The sequence below is a fragment of the Bradyrhizobium sp. SZCCHNRI1009 genome (assembly GCF_032487575.1).
Lineage (GTDB): Bacteria > Pseudomonadota > Alphaproteobacteria > Rhizobiales > Xanthobacteraceae > Bradyrhizobium.
In genome coordinates, this window is sequence record NZ_JAUEUL010000013.1 from 60,196 (window position 1) to 73,824 (window position 13,629).

Genomic DNA, 13,629 nt, shown 5'->3' on the forward strand with positions numbered 1-13,629 from the left:
GCTCGTTCGCTGTGTCAAGGCGCCGCGCGGTGGAACCCCGCATGGTCTTCGGCTTTGTCTGTCGGCAGAATTCCAACCATTGCACCGCGCCCACGATGCTTTCCATGGTTTCCGTTGCTCGCATTGCCTGTCTCGGCCTTGCCTTGATGCTGACCATGCCCTTGTCCGGCGTGGCGGCGGAGCAGGCCTCCGACCGCGACGTTGCCGTGCCGGCTGATCCGAAGGATGGCGCGCGGCAGGATTCGCCGCAGGAGGCTGCGAAGCCGGCAGACGCTGCAGCAGAGGGCCCGGAGAACAAGACCGATGAGTCCAAGGAGAGCGGCACGCGCGAGGCGATCTGCCTGATGATCGAATCCGCAGCCAAGGCGAATGATCTGCCGCTCGAATTCTTCGCCCGCGTGATCTGGCAGGAGAGCCGCTTTCAGAGCGATGCAGTCGGGCCGGTCACGCGCAACGGCCAGCGCGCGCAGGGAATCGCCCAGTTCATGCCGGGCACGGCGAACGAGCGCCAATTGCTCGATCCGTTCGATCCGGTTCAGGCGCTGCCGAAGTCGGCGCAGTTCCTGGCCGAGCTGCGCGATCAGTTCGGCAATCTCGGGCTCGCGGCGGCGGCCTACAATGCGGGGCCGCGCCGGGTGCAGGACTGGCTCGGCGGAAAGGGGCAGATGCCGTGGGAAACCCGCAACTACGTCTCGGCCATCACCGGCGCGTCGATCGACGATTGGGCCGCGGCGGGGAAGGGCGGCAAGATGCCGCCGAGCCCGCCACCGACGTCCTGTCATCAGTTGATGGCGCTGCTGAAGCGTGCGCCGAACCCGTTCGTCCGCGAGCTCGAGCAGCATGTGGCGCTGGCGGCTGCGAAACCGTGGGGCGTGCAGCTGGCGGCGGGCTTCGACCGCAACCGTGCCCTGTCGATGTATGCCCGCGCCATCAAGGGACTTGGCGCCATCATTGGTGACCGCGACCCCAGCCTGCTGTCGTCGGTGATGCGCTCGCGCGGCAACCGGGCGTTCTACCAGGTGCGGATCGGTGCCGAGACACGGGCCGAGGCCGACGCGCTCTGCAGTCGGATCCGCGGAGCCGGTGGTGCCTGCTTCGTGCTGCGCAATCGCTCCGGATAGAGCTGCCGCAGCATGGCGTGCGGGGGGAATGGCTGCGCCGGACGCAGACCCGCGCGCGCCTGATGGCGGTTGACGCGAGCGGCTTTCGAAAGCCTTATCTTGGTTCGTTCCGCTGGGCCGCCCGTGACACTTCCTCCGCTCGATTCGCCGCAATGGCATGGTTCACTGCGCGCCTTCGGCTGGGGGCTGCGCGCGACGTCGGCGACCATCCTGTCGCTGGTGCTGTTCGTCACCTTCATCGGCATCGGCGCGCTCGCGCACGACACCCATTTCAGCATGCTCTGGGCGATCCTCTCTACCGCGCTGGTATGGGCCGGTCCGGCGCAGATCATCCTGGTCTCCACGCTCGGCTCCGGCCAGACCATTCTGCAATCGGCGATCGCGGTGACGATGAGCGCGATCCGGCTGTTTCCGATGGTGGTGGCGGTGCTGCCGCTGATCCGCTCGCCCCAGACCAAGCGGCGGCACCTGGTGCTGATCGCGCATTTCACTGCCGTGACGCTGTGGGTCGAATGCTATCGCTTCCTGCCGCATGTGCCGCGCGAGCGCCGCATCGCCTTCGTGCATGGGCTCGGCACCGGCCTGATGGGGATTGCGCTGATCGCGACGATCATCGGCTATCTTCTCGCCGCCAATCTGTCGCAGACCTTCGGCGCCGCGGTGCTCTTGCTGACGCCGCTGGCCTTCCTGTTCTCGACCCTGCGCAACGCCAGGGAGCTTGCCGACGTGCTCGCGCTCGGTCTTGGCCTCGTGCTGTATCCGCTGGCCGCCCAGCTCAACAGCGGCGTCGACATCCTGGTCAGCGGCGTCGTCGCCGGAACGCTTGCGTTCGGCGCGCACAAATGGCGCGAGCGGCGGGGGCTGGCATGAGCGACTTCATCGGCGATTGGCATGCGCTCGTGGTGCTGCTGGTGGCAGGCGTGATCCCCAACCAGATCTGGCGCCTGCTCGGACTTTGGTTCGGCAGCGGGCTCGACGAGGGCTCGGACCTGCTGATGTGGGTCAAGGCGGTCGCGACCGCGATCCTGGCGGGGGTCATCGCCCAGATCCTGGTGCAGCCGCCGGGCGCGCTCGCCAGCGTGCCGTGGGGCCTGCGCTACGGTGCCGTCGTTGCCGGCCTTGCGGCCTTCATGGCGACCCGTCGCTCGATCTTCGCCGGTGTCGTCTGCGGCGAGGCCGCGATGCTGGTCGGCAAATGGTGGCTCGGATGAGTTGCGCGATCTTGCGCGGCCGCAATTGCGGTGAGCCGAGGTTCGGATAGATTGCCGGGAAGACCTGAGGACTCCGCAATGACCGCTGATACCGATCTCCGCCCGGGCGAAGTCGCCATCGACGCGCCACAGCCGCGCGACGCCACGCTGTATTTCATCGGCCGTATCCGCACGCCCTGGACCTCGCGTCTGGAGACGCCGCGGCAGGGCAGCTTCGAGGGGCCGGTGTGCCGGCTCGAGATCTTCGAGCCCTGGGTGCCGGCGCTAGAGGGCATCGACAGTTTCAGCCATCTCCAGGTGCTGTACTGGCTCAACCGGGCGCGCCGTGATCTCGTAAAGCAGAGCCCGCGCCATCATGATGGCGAGACCCGGGGCACCTTCGCGCTGCGCTCGCCGGTGCGTCCCAATCCGATCGGCGTGTCGACGGTCCGCTTCGTCGCGCTGGAGGGCAGCACCGTTCTGGTGCGCGGTCTCGACTGCCTCGACGAGACGCCGCTGATCGATCTGAAACCGGATCACTGCGTGTTCACGCCGGCGGCGGCTGGCAAGGATGACAAATAGGACCGACAGATCCGGATGTCGAAGGTGAACAAGCGGCCGCAGAAGACGGTGACGGCTCTGGATGCGATCACGGCGGACCTCGTCGCCGTGCTGGTGGCGGTGACCGACGGGCAGCCCAGGATCATGACGATCGAGCACGCTGCGGCGCTGCCGAGCGGACCGTTTCAGTTCGGGCACCGCTCGCTGCAGACCGGCCTGCGCGCCTGGGTCGAGGCCCAGACCGGCCATCCCCTGGGCTATGTCGAGCAGCTCTACACCTTCGCCGACCGTGGCCGTACCGGCGATCCCGACGCGCCGCACCGGATCTCCATCAGCTATCTCGGCCTGACCCGTGAGGAGGAGGGGCGCGAGGGCGCGGATGCGCAATGGTCATCCTGGTACGACTACTTCCCGTGGGAGGATCATCGCGACGGGCCGCCGGCGATCCTGGCCAAGATCATCGCGCCGAAGCTGAAAGCCTGGGCCCGATCCGCCGACGAGCCGACGCTGCAGAAGACCAGGTGGCGGCGCGCCGCCATCACCTTCGGCCTCGATGGCCGCGAGTGGAACGAGGAGCTGACGCTGCAGCGCTACGAGCTGCTGTATGAGGCGGGGCTGATCCCCGAGAGCGTGCGCGAAAAGGGAGGCGATCCGATCGTGCCGGGCCGCGCCATGACGGGTGATCACCGCCGCATTCTCGCCACCGGCATCGCGCGGCTGCGCGCCAAGATCAAATACCGGCCGGTCGTGTTCGAGTTGATGCCGGAAGAATTTACACTCCTGCAACTGCAACGCAGCGTCGAGGCCTTGGCAGGCCGGCTCGTCCACAAGCAGAACTTCCGCCGCCTCATCGAGCAGCAGGAACTCGTTGAAGAGACAGGCGCAATCGCTGCCGACACGATCGGTCGGCCGGCCAAGCTGTTTCGCTTCCGGCAGGGCGTTCTGGCCGAGCGGGCGGTGGTAGGAACCAAGCTGCCGCTCTCGCGGTCTTGATCGCCCGCTCTTGACAAGGCTTATGCTCAGGATAAGTATAAGGCATCTTATGCTCATGGAGAGTATAAATGGCCGATCTTGTCCTGCCCGCCGTCGCGCCGAATGCATCGCTTGCTGAGCGTCTGAGGCGGGTGATCCCGCCGCCGGAATGGGCTGTCTTCGAGGACGATGTCGAAGCCATCCTGGCGCTGAAGCGCCGGCGCAATGCCGTGGTGCTGGCGCACAACTATCAGACGCCCGAGATCTATCACGGCGTCGCCGACATCGTCGGCGACAGCCTGCTGCTGGCGCGCGAAGCGACCAAGGTCGATGCCGAGGTGATCGTGCTCGCCGGCGTCCACTTCATGGCGGAGACCGCCAAGCTGCTCAATCCCGACAAGACGGTGCTGATCCCCGACGTGGAGGCGGGCTGCTCATTGGCGGAGTCGATCACCGCCGCCGACGTCCGGCTGATGCGCGCGCGCCACCCGGGCGTGCCCGTGGTCGCCTATGTCAACACGTCGGTGGCCGTGAAGGCCGAGTCCGACGTCTGCTGCACGTCCGGCAACGCGCGCGCGGTCGTCGAGTCGCTCGGTGTCGATCACGTCATCATGCTGCCGGATGAATATCTCGCGCGCAACGTCGCCGCACAGACCAAGGTCAGGATCACGGCCTGGAAAGGGCATTGCGAGGTCCATGAGCGCTTCAGCGCCGATGACGTCCGCACGCTGCGCGACAACCATCCCGGGGTCACCGTGCTCGCGCATCCGGAGTGTCCGCCGGAGGTGGTGGCGGAGGCCGATTTCGCCGGCTCCACCGCGGCGATGTCGGACTTCGTCGGAGCAAGACGGCCGGTCCGGGTGGTGCTGCTCACGGAATGCTCGATGAGCGACAATGTCGCCGTGCTCCATCCCGACATCGAGTTCATCCGCCCCTGCAATCTGTGCCCGCACATGAAGCGGATCACGTTGAAGAACATCCGCCATGCGCTCGAGACCAACACGCACGAGGTCACGATCGATCCCGCGATGGCCGAGCGCGCGCGGCGCGCCGTGGAAAGGATGCTGGCATCATGAGCATCGATGTTTCGAAGTTGGCTGGCCGTCCCGTGATCATCGGCGGCGGAGCCGCAGGTCTGATGACGGCGCTTCAGCTCGCGCCCGAGCCCGTCGTGCTGCTGTCGAAGTCGCCGCTCGGCGCGGAGGCATCGAGCATGTGGGCGCAAGGCGGACTGGCCGCGGCGGTTGGCGATGACGATGATCCGTCGCTGCATCTGAAGGACACGCTCGCTGCCGGAGCGGGATTGTGCGACGAGTCCGCCGCGCGCCGTATCATCGATGCTGCGCCGGCCGCGGTCGAGCGCCTCGCCCAGCTCGGCGTCGCGTTCGACCGGCATGCGGACGGACGCTGGCGTCTGGGCCTGGAGGCCGCGCACAGCCGCAAGCGGATCGTGCATGCGACCGGCGACGGCACGGGACGCGAGATCATGCGCGCACTGATCGCGGCTGTGCGGCGTTGTGCTTCGGTGACCTTGCTCGAGGGCGTCGAGGCGCGCCGGCTGATTGTCGACGACAACGCGATCCAGGGCGTGGTTGCGGTGCGCGGCGATGCGGCTCTGATCCTCGCCACGACACGCGTCGTGATCGCAACCGGCGGCATCGGCGGGCTGTTCCTCGACAGCACCAATCCCACCGGCTGCTTCGGCCAGGGGCTCGCGCTGGCGGCGCGGGCCGGGTCCGTGCTGTCCGATCTCGAATTCGTGCAGTTTCACCCCACCGCGTTTGACGGGCCCTCGCGGCCGCTGCCGCTTCTCACCGAGGCGATCCGCGGCGACGGTGCGGTGCTGATCGACGAGACCGGCACGCGCTTCATGGCCGACGAGCCGGGGGCCGAGCTGGCGCCCCGCGACGTGGTGGCGCGCGCGGTGTGGCGGCGCCGCGCGCAGGGACACCGTGTGTTGCTCGATGCGCGCGACAAGCCGGGCAAGGATTTCGCCGCGCGCTATCCCGTGATCAGCGCCTTCTGCCGCATGGCGGGCATCGATCCCGCGCGCGATCCGATCCCCGTGCGGCCGGCCGTGCACTATCATATGGGCGGCGTCGCTGTTGACGCGATGGGACGCAGCACGGTCGAGGGCTTGTGGGCCTGTGGCGAGGCCAGCCGCACCGGCCTGCACGGCGCCAACCGGCTCGCCAGCAACTCGCTGATGGAAGCGATCGTCTGCGCGCAATGGGTGGCAGAAAGCGTGGCCGGCGCGCCGCAGCGTGCGGGCAAGCCGTGCGCGGTGGCGGTCATTCCGCCGGCGTCCGATCCGTCGGCCGTACGGCCGCTGCTGTCGGATGCGCTCGGCGTGATGCGCGAGCGCCGCACGATCGCGGCGGCCGTCAGCAGCCTGCTTCCGCTGGCGGAGCAGGCAGGGCCCGCGGCTGATCCTGCGCTGGTCGGCCTGATGCTCGCGGTCGCGGCGCATGCCCGTGAGGAGAGCCGCGGCGCGCATTTCCGCAGCGATCGTCCGGACACGCGGACCGTCGCGCAGCCGTCCAGCTTCACTCTGCCCGAGGCGATTGCGGTTGCGCGCGACATCGTCGAGGCCGAGCAGACGCCGTTGAGGAGTGCAGTGCCATGAGTCTCAATCCTCTCTCGCCCTTGCTCTACGAGCCGCTGGTGCGCATGGCGCTGCTTGAGGATCTCGGCCGGGCCGGCGACATCACCACCGATGCCATCGTGCCGGCCGAGCAGCGCGCATCGCTGAAGCTGCGGGCGCGCCAGCACGGGGTGATCGCGGGCCTCGATGTGGCGCGCTGCGCCTTCCAGGCGGTCTCGCCGGACGTGCGCCTGGAGGTCGTGCGGCCCGACGGCAGCGCCGTGGCGCCGGGAGACACGATCGCAACCATCAGCGGCCCGGCGCGGGCGCTGCTGACCGGCGAGCGCGTGGCGCTCAACTTCCTCTGCCGCTTGAGCGGGGTCGCCAGCGCGACGGCGTCGCTGGTCGCGGCGGTGAAAGGGACCAAGGCGCAGATCGTCTGTACCCGGAAGACCACGCCGGGCCTGCGCGCGCTGGAGAAATATGCGGTGCGCGCCGGAGGCGGCGGCAATCACCGGTTCGGGCTCGATGATGCCGTCCTGATCAAGGACAACCACATCGCCATCGCCGGCGGCATCAAGGCTGCCATCACGCGCGCGAAGGCCCATGCCGGCCATCTCGTCAAGATCGAGGTCGAGGTCGACACCTTGGCGCAGCTCGAGCAGGCGCTGACGCTCGGCGTCGACGCGGTGCTGCTCGACAACATGACGCCGGCGGAGCTCGAAACCGCGGTGGGCATGATCGGCGGCAAGGCCATCGCCGAAGCCTCGGGCCGGATCACCGTGGAGACCGCGCCCGCGATCGCCGCGGCCGGCGTCGACCTGATCTCCGTCGGCTGGATCACGCATTCGTCGGCCGCGCTGGACATCGGGCTCGACGAGGCCTGATCAGCCCTTCAGCGCCGCAATCAGCTTCGCCGCGTTCTCCTCCAGCACCTTCGGATCTTCCTTGCGGCTCGCGGGCGGCAGCAGGGAATCGCCATTGTGGCGCGGCATGATGTGGACGTGCAGGTGGAACACCATCTGCCCGCCGGCATGCTCATTGAACTGCTGCACGGTGATGCCGTCGGCGGCGAACGCGGTCTTGGCCGCGCGCGCGATGGTCCGCACGGCACGGCCGACATGGAGGTAGTCCTCCTCGGTGATATCAAGGATGTTGCGGGCCGGCACCTTCGGGATCACCAGCGTATGCCCGGGGACGCGCGGCATGATGTCGAGGAACGCCAGCACGTGGTCGTTCTCGTAGACCTTGGTGCAGGGGAATTCGCCGCGCAGGATCTTTGCGAACGGATTGTTGGGATCGTAGGCGGTCATGGGCAGTCCCTTAAGCGGTTCTTCTTGGTGCGCCTTACTCTCACCGGCAGGTGTCGCCGGTCAAGACGGCTCGTCCATGCCTTTCCGGAACGGTCCGGATTCGGCGAGCTCGCGGCCGGCCTGCTCGACATAGGCGCGCTCGCGCTTGAGATAGTCGTCGATGGCGTGGCGCAGGCCGCGGTCGGCGATGTAGTGGGCGGAGTAGGTGGTCTGCGGCAGGTAGCCGCGCGCGATCTTGTGCTCGCCCTGGGCGCCGGCCTCGACCACGGCAAGCTTGTGCTGGATCGCAAAGTCGATCGCCTGGTAGTAGCAGACCTCGAAATGCAGGAATGGATGGTGCTCGATCGCACCCCAGTTGCGGCCGAACAGCGTGTCCGAGCCGATGAAATTGATGGCCCCGGCGATCCAGCGGCCGTCGCGCCTGGCCATCACCAGCAGCACGTCCTCAGCCATGGTCTCGCCGATCTGCGCGAAGAACTTGCGGGTCAGATACGGCCGGCCCCACTTCCGCGAGCCGGTCTCCATGTAGAACGCGAAGAACGCGTCCCAGGCGTCCTCGGTGATGTCCTTACCGGTCAGCCAGTGGATGGTGATGCCGGCGGCCAATGCGTCGCGCCGCTCGCGCTTGATCGCCTTGCGGTGGCGCGAATTCATCGTCGCCAGGAAATCGTCGAAGCTGGAAAAACCCTGATTGTGCCAGTGGAACTGCTGGTCGGTGCGCTGCAGGAAGCCCTGCGCGGCGAGCAGCTGCCACTCCGACTCCCGGGCGAAGGTGACGTGGACCGACGACGCCTCGCTGATCCCGCACAGCGCCTTGAGCCCCTGCGCAAGCGCATTACCGATCAATTCCTGGTCCTGGTCGGCGCGGATCAAGAGCCGCGGCCCGGTCGCCGGCGTGAACGGGACCGACACCTGCAGCTTCGGATAATAGCGGCCGCCGGCGCGCTCATAGGCGTCGGCCCAGCCGCGGTCGAAGACGTATTCGCCCTGCGAATGGGACTTCAGATAGCACGGCACGACGCCGAGGATCTCGTCGCCGATCTTCGCCACCAGATGGCGCGGCGCCCAGCCGGTACGCAGGGTGGCCGAGCCAGAGGCTTCGAGCGCCGAGAAAAACGCATGTGAGATGAACGGATTGTAGCCGCGGCCGCAGGCGGGAGATGAGCCGGGACCAACGCGACCGCCGGGATTGGCGCAGGCATCCCATGCGGCCGCCGGGATCTCGCTGATCCCGGGAACGGCTTCGAGCGTGATCTCAGGCGATGCCATCGAGTCCTTGTCAAACCGGCCGGCACGGGACGCCCCGGCCGGGACGTTCCAGATGCCACGCCCTGAAGATCGTGCATCGCAGCAGCGAGTTCAAGGCCGGCGTCACGTCTCCGGCGTAAACCCTTCGAAGATCATCTGATCCGCGTAGCGGGCCGCAGCGGCGCGCTGCTCGGGGGTGCGGACGGTCCAGGTCAGCAGCGGGCAGCCGAACACATTGCGCGCGATCCAGGGGGCCGGCGCAGGCAGCTGGTCGATCCAATAGGCGACGAAATGCGGCTGGCTGCTGAAGCCGTGCTTCAGATGCAGCATGCTGTCGCGCTGCGCCTGGGTCAGCTTGGCCCAATAGCCGTCCTCGTAGCTGCGCTGCGCGACGATGCCGCGCGTCAGCTTCGGCATGGTCTCGCGCAAGGCACGGACCTGGTCCGGATCGAACGACATCCCGACCACCGGCCCGGAGTAGGACGCCAGCACCTCGGCCATGCGCCGGACCAGACGGCGATCGCCCTGGAACGTGCTCTTGACCTCGACGACCAGCGGCACGCGTCCGGCGATCAGGTTGCAGAGGTCGCCGAGCGTCATCATCTGCTCGTCGGTCTGCTTGAACTTGATCGCTTTCAGCTCTGCCGCGGTCTTCTCAATCAGCGGGCCGGTGCCCTCGGTGAGGCGTCCGAGATCATAGTCGTGATGCACCATGGCCTCGCCATCGGCCGACAGCTGGATGTCGCATTCGATGGCGAAGTTGCCGGCCACGGCGCCGCGTGCGGCGGCCGGCATGTTCTCGATGATGCCGCTGACAGCATCGTGAAGGCCGCGATGGGCGACGGGGCGGGCCGTCAGCCAGTCAGGTGCGCGCATTCGCCCCGTCCATTGTCTTCAATTTCGAACTCACTCAACCTCGAACACGCCTTCGACTTCCACCGCCGCATCGGACGGCAGGGCCGAGACGCCGACGGTGGTGCGGGCGTGGCGGCCCTTGTCGCCGAAGGCGGCGACCATCAGGTCGGAGGCGCCGTTGAGAACCTTCGGTCCGTCGAGGAAATCGGGCGCCGAATTGACGAAGCCGCCGAGCCGGACCACGCGCACGACCTTGTCGAGATCGCCGACCGCCGCCTTCACCTGCGCCAGCAGGTTGACGCCGCAGCCCTTCGCGGCCGCATAGCCGTCCTCGATCGACACGCCGCCGCCAAGCTTGCCGGAAGCGATCATCTTGCCGTCGCCGCCGAGGCAGACTTGGCCCGACACGAACAGCAGATTGCCAGTGCGCACGAACGGGACGTAATTGGCCACCGGTGCCTTTGGTGCCGGCAGTGTGATGCCCTGTGCCGCCAGGTTCTGTTCGACCGTACCCGCCATCTCAAATCCCCGTTCTGTCGCCTGAAAGCCGGTCCCGTGCCGGACCGCGGCCCTGTTTGGCGCAGTTGCCAGTGACATGCAAGCTGCCAGCACCGACGCGATTCCGGCGCTTTAAGCGCACGTTTCCGTGAGACAGCCGCAGTTGCGACGCAATGCAGCGGTCTCTAATGTGACGGTTTAGCGATACGTCCTCCGAGGAAAACTCATGGCTCATTCGTTTCGACTGTCGATGGGAGCGCTCGCCGTCGCGGCGATCACGTTCGGTCCGGCGCAGGCCGGGGCGGCGGTGCCGTTCCTGCCGCATCAGGCGCTCTACGACCTGAGCCTGGTCAAGTCGCGCGGTTCGAGCCCGGTCAACAGCGCGCGCGGCCGCATCCTCTACAATTTCTCCGGCAACGCCTGCGACGGCTACACTTCGGAATTCCGCCAGGTCTCGGAGCTCGATCTCGGGGAGGGCAAGGTGACCCTGAGCGACCTGCGGTCCACCGCATGGGAGGACGGCGCCGGGAAGAGCTACCGCTTCAAGATCGACTCGCGCATGAACGAGCAGGCCTCCAGCCCGGTCGACGGTATCGCCGAGCGCACCGGCGATCACATCACCGTCAAGCTCAAGCAGCCCGAGGCGAAGACCTTCACGCTCGACGGCTCGACCGTTTTTCCGACCGAGCAGATTCATCGCATCATCGCCGCCGCGCGCGAGGGCAAGTCGCTGCTCGAGCTGACGGTCTATGACGGCTCGGACAATGGCGAGAAGGTCTACAACACGCTGACCGTGATCGGTGCGCCCGTGCCGGCCGACAAGGCCGCCGCCAAGCCCGACGCCTCGACCGACAATGACGAGATGAAGAAGATGACGCGGTGGCCGGTGACGGTCAGCTATTATGACCGCGACGCCAAGCGGGCCGAGGGCGAGCAGACGCCGGTCTACGCGATGTCGTTCGAGCTCTACGAGAACGGCGTCTCGCGCGCGCTCGTGCTCGACTACAATGATTTCGTCATCGCCGGCGCGCTCGGCAAGTTCGACGTCAAGGACGTGAAGGACGGCAAGCCCTGCAGCAATTGACCGGGGCGTCATTCGGTCTGCTCCGGGCCGTCATAGGCGATGCCGCGGATCACCGCGGCCTGGCCGAACTTCTTGCGTAGCGCATCGATCGCGCGCTCGGCCGAGGCCGAGCGGCGGTCGAGCATGTCGGTGTCGGAGGCCTCCGAGCCCGGGCGCAACGCGCTGACGCCTGTGCCCATCAGCCGGAACGCCGTGCCGTCGGTCTCGCGCGCCAGCATCTCCTTGCAGATTGCGAAGATCTTGCCGGCGAGCTGCGTCGGCGCCGCGATCGATTGCGAGCGCGTTCGTTGACGGAAGTCCGCGGTCTTCAGCTTCAGCGTGATGGTCGACCCGGCGAGCTGGCTCGCCTTCAGCCGTGCCGACACCTTCTCCGACAGCCGCCACAGGGTCTTTTCCAGGGTCACGTAGTCGCGGATGTCGGTGTCGAAGGTGGTTTCGCTCGAGATCGTCTTGGCGCCGCGGTCGGCCACCACCTTGCGGTCGTCGATGCCGCGCGCCAGCCGCCACAGCCTGCGGCCGTCGCCGCCGAACTGCTTCATCAGCTCGATCTCGTCGGCGCGCTGCAGGTCGGCGATGGTGCGGAAGCCCTGGTTCGCCAGCCGTTGCTGGGTCGCCGGACCGACGCCGAAGATGAAGCCGACCGGCTTGTCGGCCAGCATCATCAGTGCTTCCTCCTGGTCGAGCGCGGCAAAGCCGCGCGGCTTGTCGAGATCCGAGGCGATCTTGGCCAGGAACTTGTTGCAGGACAGCCCGACAGACACCGTGATGCCGATGGTCTGCTCGACGTCGCGGGCGAAGCGCGCCAGCACCTTGGCCGGGATCATGCCGTGGACGCGCGCGGTACCGGAGAGGTCGAGGAACGCCTCGTCGATCGACAGCGGCTCGACCAGCGGCGTCAGCGCCTGCATCGCCTGCCGGACCTCACGCCCGACGCGGACATATTTCGCCATGTCCGGGGGAATCACGGCCGCCGAGGGACACAGCTCCAGCGCCTTGAACATCGGCATCGCCGAGCGCACGCCATAGGTGCGGGCGATGTAGCAGGCCGCCGACACCACGCCGCGCTTGCCGCCCCCGATGATGACGGGCCGGTCGGCGACCTCTGGATTGTCGCGCTTCTCGACGGTTGCATAGAACGCGTCACAGTCGATATGGGCGAGCGTCAGCGCGGGCAGGGCGCGATGGCGGACGAGGCGCGGCGAGCCGCAGCCCGAACAGCGGCGCGCGCCATCGTCGAGGTCCGTCAGGCAGTCCCGGCAGAAGCAGGTCGGCCCGCTGACCGCGCGTGACCCGCTCGCTGGCGCCGAGCCGGTCACGGCACGTCGCGCTCCCACTGGCGGTCGCCCAATACCTGCCGTGCTGCCATGATATTGGTGGGATGTAACTTGGAGTGGGCGGCAAAAGCCTTTACCGTCTCGTCATCGCGCAGCACGAAATCGAGCACGCTGACCAGGAAATTGGGGTCGGCGGCCGAGGATCGCAGCGTCTCCGGCCCGATCCCGGTCTCGGCCAGGAAACGGCCCAGCCGCTCCGGTTCGCCGGCCAGGAAGCCGAGGGCCTGAACTGCAACGATTTCAGCGACTTCGCGCGGATTTCGAACGGGCTTTTTCAACGGCGGATTTGCCTTTCCGTTAACTTGTCGGCTCTACTTTGCGCCCATCATGCCCGAGTCTTCGGAATGGGTTCAAGCAAGTGGAAACCATCTCGGGGAAAGATGGAATCCCACCTTAACGGGTTTGAACGAATCTGGGGCTAGTTTGAATTAGATGAGTAGCGGTGGACAGTCGTCCGCCAGAGGACATGCCGGTGTCAGTGATTCGGAGGGGCGGATGGGCAAGACCGTCCTGATCGTGGAAGACAATGAGCTCAACATGAAGCTCTTCCGCGATCTGTTGGAAGCCCACGGGTACCAGACCTCCGGTACGTCCAGCGGCGTGGAGGCGCTCGACATCGTGCGCCGGACCCGCCCCGATCTGATCCTGATGGACATCCAGCTGCCGCAGGTCTCGGGCCTGGAAGTGACGAAATGGATCAAGGACGATCCGGATTTGCGTGCCATCCCGGTGGTGGCAGTGACGGCCTTTGCGATGAAGGGCGACGAGGAGCGCATCCGCGAGGGTGGCTGCGAAGCCTATCTTTCCAAGCCGATCTCGGTCGGAAAATTCATTGAAACGGTACGCCGCTTTATCGGCTAAGGAGTTTC

At 67.1% G+C, this 13,629-nt stretch carries 16 protein-coding genes; 10 read left to right on the forward strand and 6 right to left on the reverse strand.

What is annotated here, in order from left to right:
• Positions 1-104 precede the first annotated feature (104 nt).
• The 8 genes from QX010_RS21915 (at position 105) to nadC (ending at position 7,315) form a co-directional block, all read left to right on the forward strand.
• Complete coding sequence (locus QX010_RS21915; RefSeq protein ID WP_410051971.1) at positions 105-1,121, forward strand: transglycosylase SLT domain-containing protein; 1,017 nt, start codon at positions 105-107, stop codon at positions 1,119-1,121.
• A gap of 123 nt (positions 1,122-1,244) precedes the next feature.
• Positions 1,245-1,991: an AzlC family ABC transporter permease gene (locus QX010_RS21920; RefSeq protein WP_316181833.1), complete on the forward strand. Its 747-nt coding sequence runs from the start codon at positions 1,245-1,247 to the stop codon at positions 1,989-1,991.
• Positions 1,988-2,332 (forward strand): AzlD domain-containing protein, encoded by a 345-nt coding sequence (locus QX010_RS21925; protein ID WP_316181835.1) that lies wholly within the window; start codon positions 1,988-1,990, stop codon positions 2,330-2,332. The genes QX010_RS21920 and QX010_RS21925 overlap by 4 nt, the downstream gene beginning before the upstream one ends.
• 78 nt (positions 2,333-2,410) lie before the next feature.
• Positions 2,411-2,893: a tRNA (N6-threonylcarbamoyladenosine(37)-N6)-methyltransferase TrmO gene (gene tsaA, locus QX010_RS21930; protein ID WP_315804124.1), complete on the forward strand. Its 483-nt coding sequence runs from the start codon at positions 2,411-2,413 to the stop codon at positions 2,891-2,893.
• A 15-nt stretch (positions 2,894-2,908) separates the two neighbouring features.
• Positions 2,909-3,865 (forward strand): NrtR DNA-binding winged helix domain-containing protein, encoded by a 957-nt coding sequence (locus QX010_RS21935; RefSeq protein WP_315804123.1) that lies wholly within the window; start codon positions 2,909-2,911, stop codon positions 3,863-3,865.
• 68 nt (positions 3,866-3,933) lie between these two features.
• Positions 3,934-4,920: a quinolinate synthase NadA gene (nadA, locus tag QX010_RS21940; RefSeq protein WP_316181838.1), complete on the forward strand. Its 987-nt coding sequence runs from the start codon at positions 3,934-3,936 to the stop codon at positions 4,918-4,920.
• Positions 4,917-6,470: an L-aspartate oxidase gene (locus QX010_RS21945; protein ID WP_316181840.1), complete on the forward strand. Its 1,554-nt coding sequence runs from the start codon at positions 4,917-4,919 to the stop codon at positions 6,468-6,470. Before nadA ends, QX010_RS21945 begins: the two co-directional genes overlap by 4 nt.
• Positions 6,467-7,315 carry a carboxylating nicotinate-nucleotide diphosphorylase gene (gene nadC, locus QX010_RS21950; RefSeq protein WP_316181842.1) on the forward strand — a complete coding sequence of 283 codons (849 nt, stop codon included), beginning with the start codon at positions 6,467-6,469 and terminating at the stop codon, positions 7,313-7,315. The genes QX010_RS21945 and nadC overlap by 4 nt, the downstream gene beginning before the upstream one ends.
• Here nadC and QX010_RS21955 read toward each other — a convergent pair whose 3' ends face one another.
• The 4 genes from QX010_RS21955 to QX010_RS21970 form a co-directional block, all read right to left on the reverse strand.
• Entirely contained in the window at positions 7,316-7,741 is a 426-nt protein-coding gene (locus tag QX010_RS21955; RefSeq protein ID WP_315804119.1) for an HIT family protein, read from the reverse strand. It lies immediately after the preceding gene.
• 60 nt (positions 7,742-7,801) lie between these two features.
• Positions 7,802-9,010, reverse strand: a complete 1,209-nt coding sequence (locus QX010_RS21960; protein WP_316181844.1) for a GNAT family N-acetyltransferase — start codon at positions 9,008-9,010, stop codon at positions 7,802-7,804.
• Between the two features lie 102 nt (positions 9,011-9,112).
• Positions 9,113-9,865: a glycerophosphodiester phosphodiesterase gene (locus QX010_RS21965; protein WP_315804117.1), complete on the reverse strand. Its 753-nt coding sequence runs from the start codon at positions 9,863-9,865 to the stop codon at positions 9,113-9,115.
• A gap of 30 nt (positions 9,866-9,895) precedes the next feature.
• A complete protein-coding gene (locus QX010_RS21970) occupies positions 9,896-10,363 on the reverse strand; it encodes a RidA family protein (protein WP_315804116.1) in 468 nt (155 codons plus the stop codon).
• Positions 10,364-10,568: 205 nt separating this feature from the next.
• Here QX010_RS21970 and QX010_RS21975 point away from each other — a divergent pair, with 205 nt between their 5' ends.
• A complete protein-coding gene (locus QX010_RS21975) occupies positions 10,569-11,426 on the forward strand; it encodes a cell envelope integrity EipB family protein (RefSeq protein ID WP_315804115.1) in 858 nt (285 codons plus the stop codon).
• Between the two features lie 8 nt (positions 11,427-11,434).
• Here the strand turns inward: QX010_RS21975 and QX010_RS21980 are convergent, their stop codons facing one another.
• Positions 11,435-12,742, reverse strand: coding sequence for a DNA polymerase IV (locus tag QX010_RS21980; protein WP_316181847.1), 1,308 nt, complete (start codon positions 12,740-12,742; stop codon positions 11,435-11,437).
• Entirely contained in the window at positions 12,739-13,038 is a 300-nt protein-coding gene (locus QX010_RS21985; RefSeq protein WP_315718395.1) for a DUF3572 domain-containing protein, read from the reverse strand. Before QX010_RS21985 ends, QX010_RS21980 begins: the two co-directional genes overlap by 4 nt.
• Before the next feature lie 217 nt (positions 13,039-13,255).
• Here QX010_RS21985 and QX010_RS21990 point away from each other — a divergent pair, with 217 nt between their 5' ends.
• Entirely contained in the window at positions 13,256-13,621 is a 366-nt protein-coding gene (locus QX010_RS21990; protein ID WP_008964019.1) for a response regulator, read from the forward strand.
• Positions 13,622-13,629 lie beyond the last annotated feature (8 nt).